We start from the raw sequence: 20,765 nt of genomic DNA, 5'->3' as shown, positions 1-20,765 counted from the left end.
GATTGTGAATGCCCCCACAATCACCCCTGCGAAGCGGATTTTGCATGCTGCGCATTTCCAAGAAGACGATGTTCGCCATCGAGGCGGTTCTGGACATCGCCTACAACGCGGGCTCCGAACCCGTGCAGAGCGGCGAGATCACGCGGCGCCAGGGGATTCCCAAGCGCTATCTCGAGCAGGTCCTGCAGCAGCTCGTGCGGGCGGGCATCCTGTCGGGCGTGCGCGGCCCGCGGGGCGGCTATCGCCTGGCGCGCGAGCGGCGCCGGATCAGCGTCGGCGACGTGGTCCGCGTGGTGCGTGGCATGGAGACGGCGCCCGATCCGCTGGAGGAGCCCACCGGCTCGGAACTCGGCCACAAGGTCGTACGCCCCATGTGGCTGCGCCTGCAGGACCACATGATGGCCGAGCTGGACCGCACCAGCATCGAGGATCTCTGCCTGCGCGCCAATGAGGCCGGCATCGAGAGCGAGTCCCACAGCCGCATCGACTTCAGCATTTGACGCGCCGCGGAATTGGCGTAGATTGCGCCAGCTGTAGAATACACGCTATTAACACAATCTATTGGGGGAACCCATGGCCGGCCCGGAGTTCCGCGGCAAGATCTATGACAGCATCCTCGACACGATCGGTGCGACGCCGCTGGTCCGGTTCCGTCGCCTGGCCGCGGAGAACGGCGCCAAGGCGGACGTGGTCGGCAAGCTGGAGTTCTTCAACCCGCTCGCCAGCGTGAAGGACCGCATCGGCTTCGCCATGATCGAGTCTGCCGAGCGCGAGGGCAGGATCGAACCCGGGCGCACCGTGCTGGTCGAGCCGACCTCGGGCAACACCGGCATCGCTCTTGCCTTCGTGGCGGCTGCCAAGGGCTACCGCCTGATCCTGTGCATGCCCGAGAGCATGTCGGTCGAGCGGCGCAAGATGCTGAAGCTGCTGGGGGCCGAGCTGGTGCTGACCCCTGCCGCCGAGGGCATGAAGGGCGCCATCCGCCGGGCCGAGGAGATCGTGTCCGGCGACGGCAACGCCTACATGCTGCAGCAGTTCAAGAACCTCGCGAATCCCGAGATCCACCGCCGCACCACGGCCGAGGAGATCTGGCGCGACACCGACGGCAAGGTCGACGCGCTGATCTCGGGCGTCGGCACCGGAGGCACGCTGACCGGGGTCGCGGAGGTGATCAAGGCCCGCAAGCCCTCGTTCCGGGCGATCGCGGTCGAGCCCGAGGACAGCCCCGTCCTGTCGGGCGGCCTGCCCGGTCCCCACAAGATCCAGGGGATCGGTGCGGGCTTCGTGCCGGACATCCTGAAGCGCGAGCTGATCGACGAGGTCGTGCGCATCTCCAACCAGCGCGCCTTCGAGACCGCCCGCGCCGCGGCCCGGCTCGAGGGGCTGCCGGTCGGCATCTCGGGCGGTGCCGCGCTGGCCGCGGCCTTCGAGGTCGCGGCGCGGCCCGCGATGGAAGGCAAGCAGATCGTCGTGATCCTACCGAGCTTCGCCGAGCGCTACCTGTCCACCGCGCTGTTCGAAGGCCTGGAGTAAGCCCGGTCCCGGCGGGCGGCCCGGCAGGGCGACGCGCGGATCCCCGTCCGCGCGTCGCCCTCTCTACCGTCGATGGGTTGGAGCGGTTTGAGGTTCAAAGCGGACCTCGAATCACTCTAGGGTCGGGACCATGGATTTCACCGAAGACCAGATCCAGCGCTATGCGCGCCACATCCTGCTGCCCGAGGTCGGCGGCACCGGCCAGGCGCGGCTGCTGGGATCGCGCGTCCTCGTCGTCGGCGCCGGCGGCCTGGGCTCGCCCCTGCTCCTCTACCTCGCGGCGGCGGGCGTCGGCACGATCGGCATCGTCGACCACGACGCGGTGGACCTGTCGAACCTGCAGCGGCAGGTCATCCACGACCAGGCCTCCATCGGGCGGCCCAAGGTCGAGAGCGCGGCGGCCCGGATCGCCGCCATAAACCCGGACGTCCGGGTCGAGCCCTGGCCCCTGCGCCTGGATGCCGGGAACGTGCTCGACCTCGTCTCGCGCTACGACATCGTGGCCGACGGCACCGACAACTTCGCGACGCGCTACCTGCTGAACGACGCCTGCTACCTGGCCGGGCGGCCGCTGGTCTCGGCCGCCATGCTACGCTTCGACGGGCAGGTCTCGACCTTCAAGGCGCATCTGGGGCCTCCCCATCCCTGCTACCGCTGCATCTTCCGCGAGCCGCCGCCGCCGGGCCTGATCCCGAGCTGCTCGGAAGCAGGCGTGCTGGGCGCACTTCCTGGGCTGGTGGGCTCGCTGCAGGCGGGCGAGGTGCTGAAGGAGCTGCTGGGCATCGGCGAGAGCCTCTCGGGGCGCCTGCTGCTGATCGACGCGCTGGGCAGCGGCTTCCAGCGCATCGCGGTGCCCCGGGACCCGGACTGCCCGCTCTGCGGGACGGCGCCGCAGTACCGCGACCTCTCGCACCATGGCGGCCCCGGGCACGCGGCGGCCGCGGCCGCCTGCGGCCTGGAGGGGACCTGACATGCCCGGACCCGACAAGCTGAGCCTGGTCGTCTTCTCGGGCGGCTTCGAGCGCGTGCACTACGCCCTTGTGATGGCGAGCGCCGCCGCAGCCAGCAACCGCAAGGCGACGCTGTTCTTCACGGGCCCGGCGCTTCGTGCCCTGGTCGCCGAGGACGACGGCGCCCCGGGCTGGCACCGGCTGGCCCCCGCGGAGGACGGCACGAGCCCCGCCCTGAAGGACGCGGCCTTCCGCGAGCTCGGCGTCGCCGGCTTCGAGGAGCTGCTGGAGGCCTGCGTCGCGCTGGGCGTCACGGTGATGGTCTGCGAGATGGGCCTGCGCGCCCAGGGCCTGGAAGCGGCCCGGCTGCGCCCGGACGTGCCCGTCCAGTCCGGCGGCGTGGTGACGCTGCTGAACGATGCCTCGGACCGGGGCGGGCTGACCTTCATCTAGGATCGCCGCGGAACCGCGCCCGCACCGCGGCCCGCATCGCCGCGCTTGACGGCCGCGCGCCGTCTCTGTACTGATCGGTCAGGACTTTACCGAACGGTACACTCGCACATGTCCTTCGCAGGAGGCCCCGATGACCGCACGCCCGCCGCTGCCGCCCTTCACCGAGGAGACCGCGGCCCGGAAGGTCCGCATGGCCGAGGACGCCTGGAACACGCGCGATCCCGAGCGCGTCTCGCTGGCCTATACCGAGGACAGCCGCTGGCGGAACCGGGCGGAGTTCCTGGCCGGCCGCCCCGCCATCCAGGCCTTCCTGCAGCGCAAATGGGCGCGCGAGCTGGAATACCGGCTGATCAAGGAGCTCTGGGCCTGGCACGGCGAGCGCATCGCCGTGCGCTTCGCCTATGAATGGCGCGACGATTCGGGCTCTTGGTTCCGGTCCTACGGGAACGAGCAGTGGGAGTTCGACGAACACGGCCTGATGCGCCGGCGCGAGGCCAGCATCAACGACCTGCCGATCCGCGAGGCCGACCGGCTGTTCCGCTGGCCGCAGGGGCCACGGCCGGCGGATCATCCCGGCCTTTCCGCGCTCGGTCTCTGAGGCCGGCCGCCGATGGCGCGGGTGGTGGCCGGGCGTGAGGACGTGCTGCAGCACCTCGGCGAGGTGTTCCGCACCCAAGGCTTCGAGGGGGCGAGCCTTGCCGCGATCACGGCCGCGACGGGCCTCGGCAAGGGCAGCCTCTATCACTTCTTCCCCGGCGGGAAGGACGAGATGGCCGAGGCCGTGCTGGACGCGATCGAGGCCTGGTTCCGCGACCGGGTCTTCGCGCCCCTGCGGGACGGGACGGACCCAGCCGCGGGCATCGCCTGCATGCTGGACGAGACCGACCGCTACTTCCGCTCGGGCCGGCGCGTCTGCCTCGTGGGCGCCTTCGCCCTGGGCGAGGTGCGGGACCGCTTCGCATCCCGCATCCGGCGCTATTTCGCGGAATGGCGCGATGCCCTGGCCGAGGCGCTGGCGAGAGCCGGCCATCCGCCCGCCGAGGCGCAGGACATGGCCGAGGAGGCGGTCGCCGCCATCCAGGGCGCGCTGGTGCTGGCGCGGGCGACGGACGATGCCGCCGTCTTCGCCAGGGCCCTCTCCCGCCTCCGGACGCGCCTGCTGCCGCGGTGAGGCTCCCGGCTGGGCGCCCCCATCAGGTGGCCTTGGTTCAGCTGGTTTGGTTCAGGTGGTCTTGGTATCGAGGGCGTAGCCGGCCGAGCGCACGGTGCGGATCAGGTCCGCCTCGCTGTCCTCGTTCAGCGCCTTGCGCAGGCGCCGGATGTGCACGTCGACTGTGCGCGGCTCCACATAGACGTCGTGGCCCCAGACCACGTCCAGGAGCTGCTCGCGCGAGAAGACGCGCCCGGGATGCTGCATGAAGTGGCGCAGCAGCCGGAACTCGGTGGGGCCCAGATGGATGTCGCGGCCCTGGCGCCGGACGCGGTGCGCCGCCAGGTCCATGGTGACGTCCTCGAAGCGCAGGACCTCCTCGGTCAGGCCGGGGCTGGCGCGGCGCAGCACCGCGCGCATGCGCGCGACCAGCTCGGATGGCGAGAAGGGCTTCGCGAGATAGTCGTCGGCGCCCGAGTTCAGCCCGCGGATCTTGTCGGATTCCTCGCCGCGCGCCGTCAGCATGATGATGGGGATGTCGCGCGTGCGCGGGTTCCGGCGGAGCTGGCGGCACACCTCGATGCCGGACATCAGCGGCAGCATCCAGTCGAGCAGGACCAGGCTGGGGTTCTGCTCGGTCGCGAGCAGGAGCGCTTCCTCCCCGTCGGCCGCGGACAGGGTCCGGAAGCCGTCGCGCTCCAGGTTGTATTTCAGCAGGGTCACGAGGTCGACTTCGTCCTCGACGACCAGGACCAGGGGCTTGGTGCCGGCCCCGAGGCGCGCCGCGGTCTCGCTCATGGCTCTCAGCCCTCGGCCTGGCTCTTCGCGTCGTCGGGCGCCGCCGCCATGTCGGCCCCCAGGACGGTGAAGCTCGTCTCGTCGCTCTTGGGCCGCTCCCCGGCAGGCGGCTGCCCGACCACCAGGAAGTGCACGGTCTCGGCGATGTTGGTCGCGTGGTCGCCGATGCGCTCCAGGTTCTTCGCGATGAAGAGCAGGTGGGTGCACGGCGTGATGTTGCGCGGATCCTCCATCATGTAGGTCAGGACCTCGCGGAACAGGCTCGTGTAGAGATCGTCCAGGTCGTTGTCCCGCTGGCGCGCGGCGATGGCCTTCTCGACGTCGCGCTCGATGAAGGCGTCCAGCACCTCCTTCATGATCTCCTGGACCATCCGGCCCATGCGCGGCACGCCGGCCGCGGGCCGGACCGCCTGGACTTGGGCGAGCGCGATGGAGCGCTTGGCGATATTCGCGGCGTAGTCGCCGATGCGCTCCAGGTCGGCCGCGATCTTCAGCGCCGACAGGATCTCGCGCAGGTCGATCGCCATGGGCTGGCGAAGGGCCAGCAGGCGCAGCGTCTCGGCGTCGATCGCCCGCTCGTACTCGTCGATGCGGTGGTCGGACTGCATCACCTGGGCAGCGAGTTCGACGTCGCGCCGCACGACGGCCTGGATCGCCGATTCCACCTGGGCCTCGGCGACGCCGCCCATCTGCGTCACGAGATTCGTGAGGCGATGCAGTTCCTGGGCGAAGGACTTGACGGTATGCGTGTCCGGAGCGGGCATGGCTGGGTTCGCTTCTGAAAGGGCCGGAGGGGATGCCGACGCGCTGGACCGGTCAGCCGTAGCGCCCGGTGATGTACCCCTGGGTGCGCTCGTCGTGCGGGTTCGTGAAGATCTCCTCGGTATCGCCGACCTCCACCATCTCGCCGAGATGGAAGAAGGCGGTGCGCTGGGAGACGCGGGCGGCCTGCTGCATGTTGTGCGTCACGATCACGATCGTGTAGTTCGCCCGCAGCTCGTCGATGAGCTCCTCGATATGGGCCGTCGCGATGGGATCGAGGGCCGAGCAGGGCTCGTCCATCAGGATCACCTCGGGGCTGACCGCGATTGCGCGGGCAATGCACAGCCGCTGCTGCTGTCCGCCCGAAAGGCCGGTGCCGGGCTCGCGCAGCCGGTCCTTCACCTCGTTCCAGAGGCCCGCGCGCTGCAGGCTCTTCTCGACGACCTCGTCCATCTCGTCCTTGCCGGCGGCAAGTCCGTGGATCTTGGGACCGTAGGAGACGTTGTCGTAGATCGACTTGGGGAAGGGGTTCGGCTTCTGGAAGACCATCCCCACCCGGGCGCGCAGCTGCACCACGTCGATCGAGCGGTCGTAGATGTCCTGCCCGTCGAGCGTCATCAGCCCTTCGACCCGAGCGATGTCGATCGTGTCGTTCATCCGGTTCAGGCAGCGCAGGAAGGTCGACTTCCCGCAGCCCGACGGCCCGATGAGAGCGGTGACCTGGCGGTCCCGGACGTCGAGGTCGATGCCCTTCAGCGCCTGCTTGGCGCCGTAGAACACCTTGACCCCGCGGGCCTCCATCTTGACCGCGGGCGCGACGCCGCCCTGCGGGCGGGCATCAGCCCGCGCCTGGATTTGGGTCTGTGCGACCATGGTTCTACCAGCGCCTTTCGAATCGCTTGCGGAGGATGACGGCGAGGGCGTTCATCGCGATCAGGAAGCCCAGAAGGACCATGATCGCGGCCGAGGTGCGCTCGGTGAAGGCGCGCTCCGGGCTGTCGGCCCACATGAAGATCTGCACCGGCAGCATGGTGGCGGCGTCGGTGAAGCCCGACGGCGCGTCGACGATGAAGGCGACCATGCCGATCATCAGGAGCGGCGCGGTCTCGCCGAGCGCGTGGGCCATGCCGATGATGACGCCGGTCATGATGCCCGGCATGGCCAGCGGCAGGACGTGGTGGGTCACGACCTGCAGCCGCGAGGCGCCGATGCCGAGCGCCGCCTCCCGGATCGAGGGCGGGACCGCCTTCAGCGAGGCGCGCCCGGCGATGATGATCGTCGGCAGCACCAGCAGGGCCAGCACCACGCCACCGACCAGCGGAGCCGAACGCGGCATGCCGAAGAAGTTCAGGAAGACCGCGAGGCCGAGCAGGCCGAAGACGATGGAGGGCACCGCCGCGAGGTTGTTGATGTTCACCTCGATCAAGTCGGTCAGCCGGTTCTTGGGCGCGAACTCCTCGAGATAGACGGCGGCGGCGATGCCTACGGGTACCGCGAGCACCAGCGTCACGAAGAGCGTCAGCATGGATCCCAGGAGGCCCGCCTTGAGGCCGGCCAGCTCCGGCTCGCGCGAGTCGCCGTTGGTGAAGAGCCGCGTGTTGAAGCGGCTGACCAGGTCACCCTTGGCCTCGAGCTGCTCGATCCAGGCGAGCTGGCGGTCGGTGATCTGCCGATCGGCCTCGGGCAGCGCGCGCGACACGTTGCCCTTCAGGAGCTGGTCGACCTCGTCCGAGACCGGCAGCGACACGACGCGCCGCGTCCCGATCAGGCTGGGATCGTCCATCACCATGCGCCCGAGTTCGAAGGCGGCGCCGACGCTGAGCAGGTCGCCCGCGGCGCGGCGCGCATCGCGACTTCCGGCATCGGTCAGGACCGACTGGAGCGCGTTGCGCGCCAGGGTGTTGTAGTTCGCCTGGGCGAGCACGGCAGGGTCCCGCGTGCCCTGCGGGTCGATCTCCGCGGGGTCGAAGAAGACCTCGAGCCGCAGCTCGTGCTGCCAGAAGGCGGTGTAGCCCTTGGCGACGACGCTGCCCAGCAGCACCGCGAGCATGCCGAGGGCCAGCCCGATGGCGGCGATGCCGTACAGGCGGAACCGCTTCTCGGCCGCGTAGCGGCGCCGCAGCCGGCGCTCGAACTCGGCGGTCTGGTAGACCGGTACGGCCCGGTCGCTCACCACGGCGTCAGTCATACTTTTCCCGGTATTTCTGGACCACCCGCAGGGCGATCACGTTGAGGCACAGCGTGACGGTGAAGAGCACCAGCCCAAGCCCGAAGGCCGACAACGTCTTGGCGCTGTCGAATTCCTGGTCGCCGACCAGCAGCGTCGCGATCTGGACGGTCACGGTGGTGACTGCGGCCAGAGGGTTCGCCGTCAGGTTCGCGGCGAGGCCCGCGGCCATCACGACGATCATGGTCTCGCCGATCGCGCGGCTCACCGCCAGCAGCACGGCACCCACGATGCCTGGAAGCGCCGCCGGCAGGACGACCTGCTTGATCGTCTCGGACCGGGTCGCCCCGAGCCCGTACGCCCCGTCCCGCAGGGACTGCGGCACCGCGTTGATGACGTCGTCCGAGAGCGAGCTGACGAAGGGGATGATCATGATCCCCATGACGACGCCGGCCGCCAGGGCGGATTCCGAGGCGACGTTCAGGCCCACGGCCTGTCCCGCGTCGCGGATCAGCGGCGCCATGGTCAGCGCCGCGAAGAAGCCGTAGACCACAGTGGGGATGCCCGCCAGGATCTCGAGCACGGGCTTCACCGTGGCGCGCACCCGGGGCGGCGCGTATTCCGCCATGTAGACCGCCGCGAGCAGCCCGACCGGCACCGCGACCAGCATGGCGATCAGGCTGATCAGGATCGTGCCGGCGAAGAGCGGCACCGCGCCGAAGGCGCCACTGGAGCCGACCTGGTCGGCGCGGATCGCGGTCTGCGGCGACCAGTGCAGGCCGAACAGGAATTCCACCGGCGAGACGCGGCCGAAGAAGCGGATCGCCTCGAAGAGCAGCGACATCACGATCCCGACCGTCGTCAGGATGGCGACCAGCGAGCACATGATCAGCAGCGCCTGCACGACGCGCTCGACCTGGTTGCGAGCCCGCAGGCTTGGCGTGATGCGGCTTCGGGCATACCAGAGGCCACCGACCGCCAGCGAGAAGGCAAGCGCCGCCAGCGCCCAGCGGCCGATCCCGCGCAGATGCTGGTGGTATTCGGCCGCCGCGCGCACGACCGGGCTGGTCTCGGCCGCACCGGCATTGCCGCCCGCGACATTCAGGATGTTGGTCATCAGCAGCGACTGCTGCGACGGGGAAAGCCCCTGGACGGCGTCGGCAGGCAGGCTCGACCAGACCAGGGCGTTCACGACCGCGCCGCCGAAGGCCGACCAGACGACGATCACGAGCAGGGCCGGCAGCCCCGCCCAGATGGCCGCGTAGAACCCGTAATAGCCGGGAACCGAATGGAGGTTGGCCATGCGGCCGCCGGCGGCGTCCAGGGCCCGGCTGCGGCCCATGTAGAAGCCGGCCAGGGACAAGGCGACCAGGACGGCCACGAGGACGGACATGGGCATGGGAGGGGCACCGGGATCGAAATTGCGGCCGGCCCCCTCCGGACGGAGGGGGCCGGCCTCGGGGTTTACATCTGCAGCGCGGTCAGGTTGACGGCCGCGTTGCGGGCCTTCTCGCGGTCCGCCTTGGGCTCGGGGATCAGACCCTTGTCGACGAGGTAGCCGTCGTCGCCCATGGCACGCTCGGAGGTGTACTCGGAGATGAACTCGCGGATGCCGGGGATCACGCCGACATGGGCGTTCTTGGCATAGACGTACAGCGAGCGCGAGACCGGGTACTTGCCGGCCTGGACGTTCTCGACCGACACCTCGACGCCCTCGATCTTGGCGGCCTGGAGCTTGTCGCGGTTCTGGTCGAGGTAGCTGTAGCCGAAGGCGCCGAAGGCGTTCGGGTTGGCCGTCAGCTTCTGCACGACCAGGTTGTCGTTCTCGCCGGCCTCGACATAGGCGCCGTCCTCGCGGATCGTCACGCAGGCCTTCTCATGCGCCTTGGCATCCGGCAGCGCCTGCTTGACCTCGGCGACCTTGTTGCAGCCCGCCAGCATCACGAGCTCGTTGAAGGAGTCGCGCGTGCCGGAGGTCGGCGGCGGGCCCATCAGCTCGATCGGGGCGTTCGGCAGGCTGGGATCGATCTCGGACCAGCGCTTGTAGGGGTTCGCGACCATCTTGCCGTCGACCGGAACCTCCTTCGCCATGGCCTTCCAGATCTGGGCCAGGGTGAAGTTCACGGGCTTGGCCGAGCGGGCCGAGGCGATCACGAGGCCGTCATAGCCGATGTTCAGCTCGGTGATCGCGGTGACGCCGTTCTTGGCGCACTCCTCGACCTCGGACTTCTTGATGCGGCGCGACGCGTTGGTCAGGTCCGGATGCTGCGGGCCGACGCCCGCGCAGAACAGCTTCATGCCGCCGCCCGTGCCGGTCGACTCGACGATCGGGGTCTTGAACTTGCCGCCGCGGCCGAAATTCTCGGCGGTCGCGGTGGTGAAGGGGAACACCGTCGAGGAACCGACGATACGGATCTGGTCACGGGCCTGGGCGTTGGCCGCGCCCGAGAGGGCGAGCGTGGCGGCCGCGGCGGCAAGGCCGGCCAGGGCGATTTTCTTGGTCAGCATGTCGATGCCTCCGGTCTGATCTTTTGCGGCGCGGCGTCGGGCCGAGAGGCCCTCAGATGACATTCCCGCCGGCTCCGGGGCGGAACCTAGCGACCGACTGCGATAGCAATACTACGGTTCGATGACAGTTCGATGACACTGCCCCCTCTGCGCGGAGGAACGCGCAGGGGGCCGGCCGCGCGGCGGTCATGCCGCGCGGATCCCGTCCAGGAAACGCTCGACCTCCTGGCGCAGCCGCTCGGATTGCTGGCCGAGATCTCCCGCGGCGGCCAGCACCTGGCGGGCGGCCGTCCCGGTGTCGGACGCGGCCTCGGTCACTGCGGAGAGGTCGTCGGCGACGCCCTGCGTGCCGACGGCGGCCTGCTGGACGTTCCGCGCGATCTCCGCCGTGGCGGCGTTCTGCTCCTCCACGGCGCCCGAGATGGTGGTCGCGATCTCGTTGACCTGGAGGATCGTCGAGCCGATCTCGCCGATCGCAGCGACGGCGCCGCCGGTCGCCGCCTGCATGGCCGCGACCTGGGCGGCGATCTCCTCCGTGGCCCGGGCGGTCTGGCCGGCCAGCGCCTTCACCTCGCCCGCGACCACGGCGAAGCCGCGCCCGGCCTCGCCGGCCCGCGCCGCCTCGATGGAGGCGTTCAGGGCCAGCAGGCCGGTCTGCGCGGCCACTTGGCCGATCAGGTCCACGATGGCGCCGATCCGGCGGGCGGCATCCGTCAGCGCGGCGACCTGCGAATCGGCCCGGCGCGACACGGCGACGGCCTCGGCGGCGATTCGGTTGGCATCGCCGGCCCGGCGCCCGATCTCCCCGATGGAGGCCGCGAGCTGCTCGGCCGCCGTGGCGACGGTCTGGACATTCGCCGAGGTCCGCCGTGTCGCGGCCGTCATGGCGGCGGTGAGGCCGCCTGCGCGCTCGGCGGCGCCAGCCATGCCGCGGGCCTGCCGCTCCATCTCGGCAGCCTCGTCGGTCACGGCGCGCAGGACGCCGCCCACCGCGGCCTCGAACCGCTCCGCCACCGCGGCGACGGCGGCCCGCTTCTCGGCCTCGGCGCGCCGCGCCGTCTCGGCGGCCTCGGCCTCCAGCCGCGCCTTCTCGATCGCGTTGGCGCGGAAGACCTGCACCACCTGGGCCATTGCCCCGATCTCGTCCCGGCGCCCCATGTCGGTGACCTCGGCGTCCAGCCGCCCGCGGGCCAGCGCGTCCATGGTGGCGCGCAGGCGCCGCAGCGGCGACAGGATGCTGCCCGCCAGGGCCCAGCCGAGAGCCACGCCGACGGCCACGGCCGCCGCGCCGACCAGCATGATCCAAGTCCTCGCCGAGGTGGCGGCCTCCCGCATGCCGTCGGCCAGCGTGCCCGCGCGGCGCTGCTCGCCCTCGGCGATCTCGATGGCGGCGGCGAGCGCCTGGGCGATCAGCGTGTCGAGCCCGGAGAGCGCCTCGGCATAGCCCTTGCCGGCCCCTTCGAACTGCGCGAGCCCGTTCCGGAACAGGTCGAGGTCACGGTCGAGCAGGCGCAGGGGCTGGCGCTGGTCCCGCGGCAGCCCGGACAGGGCGGGCCGCGCCTCCTCGAGCGCCGTGCGCACGGCCGCGATCCCCTGCCGGGCGCGCTCCAAATCCGCCTCCGCGCCCGTGAGCGCATAGCGCGACCCCGCCCCGAGCAGGGGCATGAAGGCTGCCTCCAGCGCCTCGGCGGACTGCTGTCCCGCAGGGCCGAGGCCGGCAAGCAATTCGCGCGCCGGACGGAGATTCGTGCCGAGGCTGTCGATCCCCAGCAGCACCACCTCCACCGCCTCCTTGCGGACCATCAGCCGGTCGAGGGTCTGCGCGATCTGCGATTCGATGGCCGACACGGCCGCCGAAAGCGTCCGGACCGTCTCCTCGGGCAGGCCCCGTCCCCCGGCCCCCTCCAGCCCGGCCCCCTCCAGCCCGGCCATGGCCTGCTTCAGGTCCTGCTGCCGGGCGAGCACCTCTTCGCGGCGCTCGGGCGCGCTGGTCCCGGCATAGCGAAGGACCGCGGAGGCAAGCTCGTCCAGCCGGTTCCGGTAATCGCGCGCGAGATCCGCCAGATGGACGGCCTCGGCCGCGCTCGCCGCAGCGGCGGCGGTCCGGCCGGACTGCACGAGGGCGTAGGCGCCCGAGACGGCGCTCGCCGCCGCGACGGCCATCACGGCGCCGATGATCCGATGCTTCAGTCCCATGCGGCCCTCCCCGAAGGCGCGCGGAGGATCGCGCGCGGGGGCCCGGCGCGATCCTCCGCGCCGGGCCGAGCCCCGCTCTATAGGCCGCTTTTTTTACAACCGCGCGGCATCATGAAAAATTCATCAAGGCTGCGCGGGGGCCCGCCGCGATAGGCCCCGAGCGCATCGGGCTGGCGCCCGATCAGTCCGGCGCCCGATCAATCCGGCGGCAGGTTGATGGCGTTGCCGCGGCTCGTGACGTCCGTATGGCCCAGGGATTCGTCCTCGCGGCCCATGGCCTCCTCCTGCTCGCGCCGGTTCGGCGAATCGAACAGGTCCTCGGCGCGGCGGGCATTGTCGCGAGGATCGGAGTTCAGCGCCTCGCTCAGCACGCCGCCGGTCGGCGACTTCGGCTTGTCAGTCATGCGGGTCTCCGGTTGCGGTCCGTCGTTGCGGTCCCCCCGGGAAACAGGGGCGGGGCCGCATCGTCGCGGTCGCCCGGGCACCGGGCCGCCCTCACCCGCCTGCACCCCTGCCCGCCAGCGCCCGGCCCGCGCGCTCAGCCCGCCGCAACCCCTCCGAGCCGGGCAGTCGCCGGGACCACATCGGCCGCCGGCAGGTAGACGGTGAAGGTGCTGCCGCGGCCGACCTCGCTCTCGATCGTCAGGCGTCCGCGGTGCCGGTTCACGATGTGCTTGACGATGGCGAGCCCGAGGCCCGTCCCGCCCATGGCGCGCGAGCGCGCGGCATCCACCCGGTAGAAGCGCTCGGTCAGGCGCGGCAGATGGGTCCGCGGGATTCCCTCGCCCCGGTCCGTGACCGAGACCGAGAGCATGGGCCCCGACCGGCGTCCGCCGGCGGGCGCCGGCAGCGGCGCGCCCGTCCCACCCAACGCGCCCGGCTGCACGAGGCCGACGCGGACCGTCACCTCGGTGCCCTCCCGGCCGTACTTCACGGCATTGTGCACGAGGTTCTGGAAGACCTGCGAGAGCTGGTCCTCGTCGCCCACGGCATGGGGCAGGTCGGGCGCGACCTCGAGCCGGATCTTCATCTTGCGGCTGGCGGCCTTCAGCTCCAGCGTCGCGATCACGTTGCCCACGAGGCAGACCACGTCCGCCTCGCCGGTGGGCGGGGTGTGCTCGTCCAGCTCGATGCGCGAGAGCGACAGCAGGTCGTTGACCAGCCGCGACATCCGTTGCGCCTGGTCGTTCATGATCCCGAGGAAACGCGCCTGCGCGTCGGGATCGTCGCGGGCGGGACCGCGCAGCGTCTCGATGAAGCCGACCAGCGAGGCCAGCGGCGTGCGCAGCTCGTGGCTGGCATTGGCCACGAAGTCCGCGCGCATCTGCTCGGAACGCTTGATGGCCGTGATGTCGTGAAGGGTCAGGATCACCCGGGCGCCCAGCGCGCCCTCGGACGGCGCGCCGTCGCCGCCCTGCCCGGGCTCCTCGCCGCGGAAGGGCGTAACCCGCGCCTCGTAGACGCGCTCCACGGGAACCGGAAGGGTGAACTCCAGCGTCCGCGACGCCGCCCCGCCGAGCACGGCGTCCACGGCCGCCAGCAGCGCCGGGTTGCGCAGCGTGGCCGCCAGGTCCCGCTCGGCGATGCGGTCGCCGAAGACCGCGAGCGCGGCGTGGTTCGCGCGCAACACGCGCCGGCCGCCGTCGATCAGGACCAGCGGGTCGTGCAGCGCGTCGAGGATCCCGTCGGTGGCGCGCAGCCGCGCCTCCATGCGCTCGTGGCGCAGCCGTGCCTCGCGCTGCATCCGCGACGCGGCGCTGGCCAGCGCCTCCAGCGTCGGCGACGCCCCGGAGGGCAGCGGCACGTCCTCGCTCGCGCCGTCGAGGCGGGCGAGATGGGTCGCCAACGCCTCCAGCTCCCTGCGCTGCAGGCGGTAGGCCGCGGCCGCCGTGGCAATGGTTCCCAGGATGCCGGCCAGCGCCGCCACCGGCCCGAAGGCCCCCCAGGCCGCAAGGCACGCGAAGGCCAGCACCGCGGGCCCGGCAAGCAGGACGGCGGACAGCATCAGGCGGCGCGGCGGCGGAAGGGATGGCATGGGCCGTTTCTATGGCCGCTTTCTGCGGCCTGTTTCGGTGCGGGTTCGGGGGACGCGGCGCGGCCCGGGCGCCACTGTACACCAGCCCGCGCCCGTCCGGACGGGCGTCATGGAAAATTCAAGCTTTCCCGACGATCAGGCGGGGAAACTGTTCCCTGTCCTAACCCGCCCGCGCCCGCTCCTGCCCCCGGGACGGGCGCCGAGCCGACCACGTCAGCCCTGGAGCGCGTCGTGCGCGGCCAGCACCGCCGTGTTCACGATGTCAGCGACGCTCGCCCCCATGGAGACGATCTGCGCGGGCTTGTCGAGCCCGATCAGCAGCGGCCCGATCACTTGGCCGCCCGCCATCTTCTGCAGGAGCTTGGCGCCGATGTTGGCGGCGTGCAGCGCCGGCATGATCAGCACGTTGGCCGGCCCGGAGAGCCGCGCGAAGGGATAGAGCCGCCGCATCAGGTCGTGGTCCAGCGCCACGTCGGCCGTCATCTCGCCGTCGTACTCGAAGTCGACGCCACGCCGGTCCAGGATCGCCACGGCGTCGCGGACGTGCTGGGCGCGCTCGCGCATGGGCTGCCCGTAATTGCTGAAGGACAGCAGAGCCACGCGCGGCTCGTGTCCCATCTGGCGCGCCTTGGCGGCCGTCTGGATCGCGATGTCGGCGAGCTCCTCGGGCGTCGGGCGCTCGTTCACTGTCGTGTCGCTGATGAAGACCGTGCGGTGGCGCGTCACCACGACCGACAGGCCGAAGACCCGGCCGCCGGGCTGGGGGCTGAAGACGCGGCTGATCTCCTCGTAGCTCGGGGCGAAGCTGCGGGTCAGGCCGGTGACCATGGCATCGGCGTCGCCCTGGGCCACCATCAGCGAGGCGAAGGTGTTGCGGTCCTGGTTCACCATGCGCTGGCAGTCGCGCTCCAGGAAGCCGCGGCGCTGCAGCCGGCGGTACAGATAGTCGGTGTAGCGCCGGTTCGCGTCCGACAGGCGCGCGTTGTGGATCTCCAGCGGCGCGTCCGTGGGCAGGCCGAGCGCGGCGATGCGCTCGCGCACTACGTCCTCGCGGCCGATCAGCACCGGCGTGCCGTAGCCGGCCGCGCGGAAGGCCAGGGCCGCGCGGATCGAGCGCTCCTCCTCGCCCTCGGCGAAAACGACGCGGCGCGGGTTGGCCCGGACCTTTTCGAAGATCAGCTGCAAGCTGTCGGCGGTGGGATCGAGCCGCGCGCGCAGGGCGTGCCGGTAGCCCGTCATGTCGATGATGGGCTTGCGCGCGACGCCGCTGTCCATGGCGGCCTGGGCGACCGCGGCCGGGATGCGCGTGATCAGGCGCGGGTCGAAGGGCACGGGAATGATGTATTCCGGACCGTAGCGCAGGCGCCGCCCCGCATAGGCCGCGTCCACCTCGTCGGGCACGTCCTCTCGCGCGAGACCGGCCAGCGCCTGGGCCGCCGCGATCTTCATCGCCTCGTTGATGGTGGTCGCCCGTACGTCCAGGGCGCCGCGGAAGATGTAGGGAAAGCCCAGGACGTTGTTGACCTGGTTCGGGTAGTCGGATCGGCCGGTCGCGACGATCGCGTCGGCGCGCACCGACTTCACCTCCTCGGGCGTGATCTCGGGATCGGGGTTGGCAAGGGCGAAGACGATCGGCTTCGCCGCCATCGACTTGACCATCTCGGGCGTCATGGCGCCCTTCACCGACAGCCCGACGAAGACGTCGGCGCCCTTCACGGCATCCGCGAGGCTGCGCGCGTCGGTCCGCACGGCATGGGCGGACTTCCACTGGTTCATGCCCTCGGTCCGGCCCTGCCAGATCACCCCCTTGGTGTCGCACAGGATCACGTTGTCGTGCGGCAGCCCCAGCGACTTGAACAGCTCGACGCAGGCGATGCCGGCGGCACCCGCGCCGTTCACCACCACCTTGGCATCCTTCATGGCGCGCCCGGTCAGCTCGAGCGCGTTGATCAGCCCCGCCGCCGCGATGATGGCGGTGCCGTGCTGGTCGTCGTGGAAGACCGGGATGTCCAGCAGCTCGCGCAGGCGCTCCTCGATGATGAAGCAGTCCGGCGCCTTGATGTCCTCGAGGTTGATCCCGCCGAAGGACGGTCCCAGGAAGCGCACGCAGTTCACGAACTCGTCCACGTCGGTGGTCGAGACCTCCAGGTCGATGCCGTCGACATCGGCGAAGCGCTTGAAGAGGACGGCCTTGCCCTCCATCACCGGCTTGGAGGCCAGCGCACCCAGGTCGCCCAGCCCCAGCACCGCCGTCCCGTTGGAAATCACCGCGACGATGTTCCCCTTGGCCGTGTAGTCGTAGGCCGTCGCCGGATCCTCGTGGATGCGCAGGCAGGGCACCGCGACGCCCGGGCTGTAGGCCAGCGCGAGGTCGCGCTGGGTCGTCAGGGGCTTCGTCGCCGTGATCTCCAGCTTGCCCGGACGTCCGGACGCATGGAGGAGCAGGGCTTCTTCCTCGGTCACTCGCTTGTCGGTCTGGGACATCGTCGGTCCGTTCGGTTCTTCGGAAGGGGTGCCCGTTCGTGTCGGCTGGGCGCGTGTGGAGAGCTATAAAACTGCAACCGGGTCGTATAGTCTCGGACCGGCTGTGACCCCTGGCTGCGGGACGCTTTCCATGGGACGACTGCTCGGTTTCCTGTTGCTTTCCGGCCTGCTCGTCGGTTGCGGCGGGGGCGAGGTCAACCCGGAGCGCGCCTGGTCGCCGACACCCGCCGCACGCGAGGTCGCGCTTGCGGACTGCGACGACCAGGTGGACGAGCGCATGCTGCTGCGAGGCTATCCGCGCCGCCCGAGCGCCGAGACGCCGCAGGCCCGCTACCGCCGAGAATTCTTCGCCAAGTGCATGCGCGACAAGGGCTACGACCCGGACTGAGCCGGGTCCCGGCGCCCGGCCGGGACGGCGTCACGCCCTGCCCCCGAGCTTGGCGCCCCCGAGAGCAGAGGCCCCGAGTTCAGAGGCCCCGAGTTCAGCGCGGACGAGCGCGGCCCCGGCCGCGAGCGCGCGCAGCTTCCCGCGGGCCACGTCCCGAGGCATCGGCGCCATGCCGCAGTTGGTGCAGGGGAAAAGCTTCTCGGGCGCCACGAAGTCGAGCGCGCGCCGGATCGTCGCAGCGACGTCCTCGGGCGTCTCGACGACATTGCTGGCGACGTCGATGGCCCCGACCAGCACGTCCTTTCCCTCCAGCAGGCCGATGAGGTTGATCGGCACGCGCGAGTTCGCGCATTCCAGGGAGATCTGGTCGATGCGGCTGCGGGCCAGATGCGGGAAGGTCTCCTCGTACTGGCGCCACTCCGAGCCCAGCGTCTCCTTCCAGTCCAGGTTGGCCTTGATCCCGTAGCCGTAGCAGATGTGCACGGCGGTCCGGCACCGCAGTCCCGCGGCGGCGCGGTGCAGCGCCTCTATCCCCCAGTCGCGGACCTGGTCCATGTAGACGTTGAAGGCGGGCTCGTCGAACTGGATCACGTCGACGCCGATCGCCTCCAGCTCCCGCGCTTCCTCGTTCAGCAGGTCGGCGAAGGCCATGGCCATCCTGACGCGGTCGCCGTAGTAGCCGTCGGCGATGGTGTCGATGATCGTCATGGGACCGGGCAGCGTGAACTTCAGCGGGCGCCGCGTGTGGGCGCGCGCGATCTCGGCCTCGAAGCGGTGGACGGGCCCGAGCCGGTGAAGGGGACCGGTGACCGTGGGCACCTGCGCGTCGTAGCGGTTGTTGCGGATCCCCATGGTGACCCGCTTCTCGAAGTCGACGCCGCCGATCCGCTCCACGAAGCCGTGGACGAAGTGCTGGCGGGCCTGCTCGCCGTCGCCGACGATGTCGATCCCGGCGTCCTCCTGCTCCTTGATGGCGAGGACGGTGGCATCGCGCTTGGCCTCCGCCAGCGCGTCGCCGGACAGGCGCCAGGGCGCCCACAGCTTCGCGGGCTCGGCCAGCCAGGATGGCTTCGGCAGGCTGCCGGCAATGGTCGTGCGCAGGATCTGGGCGCCCATGATCTCTCGTATCCCCCCGTTCGGCGCGCTCTGCGGCGGCCTGGCCCGATGATCGGACGCGCCGCGGCCCGTGACAAGCGCGGCCTGCGGCGGCGCGATCGGCTTCACCCTTCGTGCAGGAAGGCGAGCAGCTCCGCCAGCGTCTCCTCGGGAGCCTCCTCCTGCAGGGTGTGCCCGCAGGGAAGTCCCCGGCCGCGGACGTCCAGCGCCTTCTCGCGCCAGGTCTCCAGCACGTCGTACAGCCGGCCGACCGTGCCCAGCGCGCCCCAGAGCGCCAGCAGGGGCGCGGCAATCCTGGCATCCGCATCCGCGGCGTCGTGCTCGAGGTCGATGGTCGCCGCCGCCCGGTAGTCCTCGCAGATGGCATGGCGGGTCGCGGGGTCGCGGTAGCAGCGCAGGTAGTCCTGGAAGACCCGCTCGTCCGCCGCCCCGGGCCGCTTCATCTGGGTCTCGACATGCTTGCGCAGGAAGTATTCGGGATCGGCGCCGATCAGCCGCTCCGGCAGGTCGTAGGGCTGGATCAGCAGGAACCACCAGAAGTACCGGGTCGCGAACTCCTTGTCGGTGCGAGCGTACATGGTCGCGGTGGGGGCGATGTCGAGGACCGCGAGGCGCGAGACCGCCTCGGGATGGTCCAGCGCCATGCGGTGCGCGACGCGGCCGCCGCGGTCGTGGCCGACCACGGCGAAGCGCGCGAAGCCCAGCGCACGCATCGCCGCGACCTGGTCCGCGGCCATGGCGCGCTTGGAATAGTTCGCGTGCCCGTCGCCGCCCGCGGGCTTCTCGGAATCCCCGTAGCCCCGCAGGTCGGCGGCCACCACCGTGAAGTCCCGGGCCAGGCGCGGCGCGACCCGGTGCCAGGTCGCATGGTTCTGCGGATGCCCGTGCAGCAGGAGCAGCGGCGGCCCCGAGCCGCCGACCGACGCGCGGATGCGGACCTGGGGCGTTTCGATGTCGCGGGTCGCGAAACCGGGGATCAGACTCGGCGCAAGCGGCATGCCTGGGGCAATCGTGATGGGCTACACTGCCGATCAGGCAAGCATGGCCGGCCCGCCCTGTCCAGCCGCGGACCCGCCGCGGCGGCCGGGCCGGCATCACCCGGCAACAGGAAGGAAGCGCAGCCCATGAGCATCGGGAAGTCGAACGCCTACCGCATCGCCGTGATCCCCGGGGACGGGATCGGCAAGGAGGTCGTGCCCGAAGGGCTGCGCGTGCTCGAGGCCGCCGCATCGAAGTTCAAGCTCGACCTGCGCTTCGACAGCTTCGACTTCGCCTCCTGCGACTACTATGCCAGGCACGGGCGCATGATGCCCGAGGACTGGAAGGCCCGGATCGGCTCGCATGATGCGATCTTCTTCGGCGCCGTCGGCTGGCCGGCGACGGTGCCGGACCACGTGTCGCTCTGGGGCTCGCTGCTGCAGTTCCGGCGCGAGTTCGACCAGTACGTGAACCTGCGCCCGGTCCGGCTGATGCCGGGCGTGCCGTCGCCGCTGGCCGGCCGCAAGCCCGGCGACATCGACTTCTTCGTGGTGCGCGAGAACACGGAGGGCGAGTACTCGGCGGCCGGCGGCCGCGTCTATCCCGGAACCGAGCGCGAGATCGTGATCCAGGAGACGATCATGAGCCGGGTCGGCGTCGACCGGATCCTGAAATACGCCTTCGAGCTGGCCCGCAGCCGCGAGAAGAAGCACCTGACCTCGGCGACGAAGTCCAACGGGATCTCCATCACGATGCCCTATTGGGACGAGCGGGTGGAAGAGATGGCGAAGGCCTATCCCGATGTGCGCTGGGACAAGTACCACATCGACATCCTGGCGGCGCATTTCGTGCTGAACCCGGACCGCTTCGACGTGGTGGTCGGCTCCAACCTGTTCGGCGACATCCTGTCGGACCTGGGGCCCGCCTGCACCGGGACGATCGGCATCGCCCCGTCGGGCAACATCAATCCCGAGCGCAAATTCCCCTCGCTCTTCGAGCCCGTGCACGGCTCGGCCCCGGACATCGCGGGCCAGGGCATCGCCAACCCCGTGGGCCAGATCTGGTCGGCCGCCATGATGCTGGAGCACCTGGGCGAGACCGAGGCGGCCAGGGGCATCCTGCGCGCCATCGAGACGGTGCTGGCCGACGAGCGGCTGCGCACCCGCGATCTCGGCGGCCGGGCCGACACCGCGACCTGCGGCAAGGCCGTCGCCGACGCGCTGGGCTGAGGGATCCCGCCGGCGCGG

At 70.9% G+C, this 20,765-nt stretch carries 20 protein-coding genes; 8 read left to right on the top strand and 12 right to left on the bottom strand.

All coding sequences use genetic code 11. The features are described from left to right. The first annotated feature begins 44 nt into the window (after positions 1-44). The 6 genes from JUB13_RS15935 (at position 45) to JUB13_RS15910 (ending at position 4,107) form a co-directional block, all read left to right on the top strand. Entirely contained in the window at positions 45-500 is a 456-nt protein-coding gene (locus JUB13_RS15935; RefSeq protein WP_207480671.1) for an RrF2 family transcriptional regulator, read from the top strand. A 73-nt stretch (positions 501-573) separates the two neighbouring features. Next, positions 574-1,533 carry a cysteine synthase A gene (gene cysK, locus JUB13_RS15930; protein ID WP_207480669.1) on the top strand — a complete coding sequence of 320 codons (960 nt, stop codon included), beginning with the start codon at positions 574-576 and terminating at the stop codon, positions 1,531-1,533. A gap of 130 nt (positions 1,534-1,663) precedes the next feature. Then, a complete protein-coding gene (locus tag JUB13_RS15925) occupies positions 1,664-2,503 on the top strand; it encodes a HesA/MoeB/ThiF family protein (protein ID WP_207480666.1) in 840 nt (279 codons plus the stop codon). Position 2,504: 1 nt separating this feature from the next. After that, the gene (locus JUB13_RS15920) at positions 2,505-2,936 is read left to right on the top strand and encodes a DsrE family protein (RefSeq protein ID WP_207480664.1); all 432 of its coding nucleotides are present in this window, start codon (positions 2,505-2,507) and stop codon (positions 2,934-2,936) included. A 130-nt stretch (positions 2,937-3,066) separates the two neighbouring features. Next, the gene (locus JUB13_RS15915; RefSeq protein WP_207480662.1) at positions 3,067-3,534 is read left to right on the top strand and encodes a nuclear transport factor 2 family protein; all 468 of its coding nucleotides are present in this window, start codon (positions 3,067-3,069) and stop codon (positions 3,532-3,534) included. Positions 3,535-3,546: 12 nt separating this feature from the next. After that, the gene (locus tag JUB13_RS15910) at positions 3,547-4,107 is read left to right on the top strand and encodes a TetR/AcrR family transcriptional regulator (protein WP_207480660.1); all 561 of its coding nucleotides are present in this window, start codon (positions 3,547-3,549) and stop codon (positions 4,105-4,107) included. A 51-nt stretch (positions 4,108-4,158) separates the two neighbouring features. Here the strand turns inward: JUB13_RS15910 and phoB are convergent, their stop codons facing one another. The 10 genes from phoB to JUB13_RS15860 all read right to left on the bottom strand — a co-directional run bounded on the left by phoB (position 4,159) and on the right by JUB13_RS15860 (position 17,036). Then, a complete protein-coding gene (gene phoB, locus JUB13_RS15905) occupies positions 4,159-4,884 on the bottom strand; it encodes a phosphate regulon transcriptional regulator PhoB (protein ID WP_207480658.1) in 726 nt (241 codons plus the stop codon). A gap of 5 nt (positions 4,885-4,889) precedes the next feature. Next, entirely contained in the window at positions 4,890-5,648 is a 759-nt protein-coding gene (gene phoU / locus JUB13_RS15900; protein WP_207480656.1) for a phosphate signaling complex protein PhoU, read from the bottom strand. Positions 5,649-5,700: 52 nt separating this feature from the next. Beyond that, complete coding sequence (pstB, locus tag JUB13_RS15895) at positions 5,701-6,447, bottom strand: phosphate ABC transporter ATP-binding protein PstB (RefSeq protein ID WP_236025001.1); 747 nt, start codon at positions 6,445-6,447, stop codon at positions 5,701-5,703. A 76-nt stretch (positions 6,448-6,523) separates the two neighbouring features. Further along, positions 6,524-7,834, bottom strand: coding sequence for a phosphate ABC transporter permease PstA (gene pstA, locus JUB13_RS15890; protein ID WP_207480652.1), 1,311 nt, complete (start codon positions 7,832-7,834; stop codon positions 6,524-6,526). Then, positions 7,827-9,212, bottom strand: a complete 1,386-nt coding sequence (gene pstC / locus JUB13_RS15885) for a phosphate ABC transporter permease subunit PstC (protein WP_207480650.1) — start codon at positions 9,210-9,212, stop codon at positions 7,827-7,829. The genes pstA and pstC overlap by 8 nt, the downstream gene beginning before the upstream one ends. A 65-nt stretch (positions 9,213-9,277) precedes the next feature. Further along, on the bottom strand, positions 9,278-10,321 hold the full coding sequence (locus tag JUB13_RS15880) for a PstS family phosphate ABC transporter substrate-binding protein (protein WP_207480648.1): 1,044 nt from the start codon (positions 10,319-10,321) through the stop codon (positions 9,278-9,280). Between the two features lie 186 nt (positions 10,322-10,507). Continuing rightward, positions 10,508-12,517, bottom strand: a complete 2,010-nt coding sequence (locus tag JUB13_RS15875; RefSeq protein ID WP_207480646.1) for a methyl-accepting chemotaxis protein — start codon at positions 12,515-12,517, stop codon at positions 10,508-10,510. A 197-nt stretch (positions 12,518-12,714) separates the two neighbouring features. After that, positions 12,715-12,921, bottom strand: a complete 207-nt coding sequence (locus JUB13_RS15870) for a hypothetical protein (RefSeq protein ID WP_207480644.1) — start codon at positions 12,919-12,921, stop codon at positions 12,715-12,717. A gap of 134 nt (positions 12,922-13,055) precedes the next feature. Then, positions 13,056-14,552: an ATP-binding protein gene (locus tag JUB13_RS15865; RefSeq protein ID WP_207480643.1), complete on the bottom strand. Its 1,497-nt coding sequence runs from the start codon at positions 14,550-14,552 to the stop codon at positions 13,056-13,058. 213 nt (positions 14,553-14,765) lie between these two features. Further along, positions 14,766-17,036 carry an NADP-dependent malic enzyme gene (locus JUB13_RS15860; RefSeq protein ID WP_207480641.1) on the bottom strand — a complete coding sequence of 757 codons (2,271 nt, stop codon included), beginning with the start codon at positions 17,034-17,036 and terminating at the stop codon, positions 14,766-14,768. Between the two features lie 130 nt (positions 17,037-17,166). On the opposite strand from JUB13_RS15860, the gene JUB13_RS15855 reads away from it, so the two are divergent. After that, positions 17,167-17,424, top strand: coding sequence for a hypothetical protein (locus JUB13_RS15855; RefSeq protein WP_207480638.1), 258 nt, complete (start codon positions 17,167-17,169; stop codon positions 17,422-17,424). A gap of 30 nt (positions 17,425-17,454) precedes the next feature. On the opposite strand, the gene JUB13_RS15850 is transcribed toward JUB13_RS15855, so the two are convergent. Next, positions 17,455-18,540: a methionine synthase gene (locus JUB13_RS15850; protein ID WP_207480637.1), complete on the bottom strand. Its 1,086-nt coding sequence runs from the start codon at positions 18,538-18,540 to the stop codon at positions 17,455-17,457. Between the two features lie 104 nt (positions 18,541-18,644). After that, positions 18,645-19,538, bottom strand: a complete 894-nt coding sequence (locus JUB13_RS15845) for an alpha/beta fold hydrolase (protein ID WP_207480635.1) — start codon at positions 19,536-19,538, stop codon at positions 18,645-18,647. 126 nt (positions 19,539-19,664) lie between these two features. Between JUB13_RS15845 and JUB13_RS15840 the strand changes: the two genes are divergently transcribed. Beyond that, positions 19,665-20,747 carry a tartrate dehydrogenase gene (locus tag JUB13_RS15840; RefSeq protein ID WP_207480633.1) on the top strand — a complete coding sequence of 361 codons (1,083 nt, stop codon included), beginning with the start codon at positions 19,665-19,667 and terminating at the stop codon, positions 20,745-20,747. Positions 20,748-20,765: the final 18 nt, after the last annotated feature.

This window comes from Arenibaculum pallidiluteum, assembly GCF_017355985.1.
Classification (GTDB): domain Bacteria; phylum Pseudomonadota; class Alphaproteobacteria; order Azospirillales; family Azospirillaceae; genus Arenibaculum; species Arenibaculum pallidiluteum.
Note: the sequence above shows the minus strand (reverse complement) of the source record. Positions and strands in the feature narration are given on the sequence as shown.

Coding starts and splice junctions, on each gene's coding strand:
- JUB13_RS15935 (WP_207480671.1), top strand. CDS start 45: ATGCTGCGCATTTCCAAGAAGACGATGTTCGCCATCGAGGCGGTTCTG.
- cysK (WP_207480669.1), top strand. CDS start 574: ATGGCCGGCCCGGAGTTCCGCGGCAAGATCTATGACAGCATCCTCGAC.
- JUB13_RS15925 (WP_207480666.1), top strand. CDS start 1,664: ATGGATTTCACCGAAGACCAGATCCAGCGCTATGCGCGCCACATCCTG.
- JUB13_RS15920 (WP_207480664.1), top strand. CDS start 2,505: ATGCCCGGACCCGACAAGCTGAGCCTGGTCGTCTTCTCGGGCGGCTTC.
- JUB13_RS15915 (WP_207480662.1), top strand. CDS start 3,067: ATGACCGCACGCCCGCCGCTGCCGCCCTTCACCGAGGAGACCGCGGCC.
- JUB13_RS15910 (WP_207480660.1), top strand. CDS start 3,547: ATGGCGCGGGTGGTGGCCGGGCGTGAGGACGTGCTGCAGCACCTCGGC.
- phoB (WP_207480658.1), bottom strand. CDS start 4,884: ATGAGCGAGACCGCGGCGCGCCTCGGGGCCGGCACCAAGCCCCTGGTC.
- phoU (WP_207480656.1), bottom strand. CDS start 5,648: ATGCCCGCTCCGGACACGCATACCGTCAAGTCCTTCGCCCAGGAACTG.
- pstB (WP_236025001.1), bottom strand. CDS start 6,447: ATGGAGGCCCGCGGGGTCAAGGTGTTCTACGGCGCCAAGCAGGCGCTG.
- pstA (WP_207480652.1), bottom strand. CDS start 7,834: ATGACTGACGCCGTGGTGAGCGACCGGGCCGTACCGGTCTACCAGACC.
- pstC (WP_207480650.1), bottom strand. CDS start 9,212: ATGCCCATGTCCGTCCTCGTGGCCGTCCTGGTCGCCTTGTCCCTGGCC.
- JUB13_RS15880 (WP_207480648.1), bottom strand. CDS start 10,321: ATGCTGACCAAGAAAATCGCCCTGGCCGGCCTTGCCGCCGCGGCCGCC.
- JUB13_RS15875 (WP_207480646.1), bottom strand. CDS start 12,517: ATGGGACTGAAGCATCGGATCATCGGCGCCGTGATGGCCGTCGCGGCG.
- JUB13_RS15870 (WP_207480644.1), bottom strand. CDS start 12,921: ATGACTGACAAGCCGAAGTCGCCGACCGGCGGCGTGCTGAGCGAGGCG.
- JUB13_RS15865 (WP_207480643.1), bottom strand. CDS start 14,552: ATGCCATCCCTTCCGCCGCCGCGCCGCCTGATGCTGTCCGCCGTCCTG.
- JUB13_RS15860 (WP_207480641.1), bottom strand. CDS start 17,036: ATGTCCCAGACCGACAAGCGAGTGACCGAGGAAGAAGCCCTGCTCCTC.
- JUB13_RS15855 (WP_207480638.1), top strand. CDS start 17,167: ATGGGACGACTGCTCGGTTTCCTGTTGCTTTCCGGCCTGCTCGTCGGT.
- JUB13_RS15850 (WP_207480637.1), bottom strand. CDS start 18,540: ATGGGCGCCCAGATCCTGCGCACGACCATTGCCGGCAGCCTGCCGAAG.
- JUB13_RS15845 (WP_207480635.1), bottom strand. CDS start 19,538: ATGCCGCTTGCGCCGAGTCTGATCCCCGGTTTCGCGACCCGCGACATC.
- JUB13_RS15840 (WP_207480633.1), top strand. CDS start 19,665: ATGAGCATCGGGAAGTCGAACGCCTACCGCATCGCCGTGATCCCCGGG.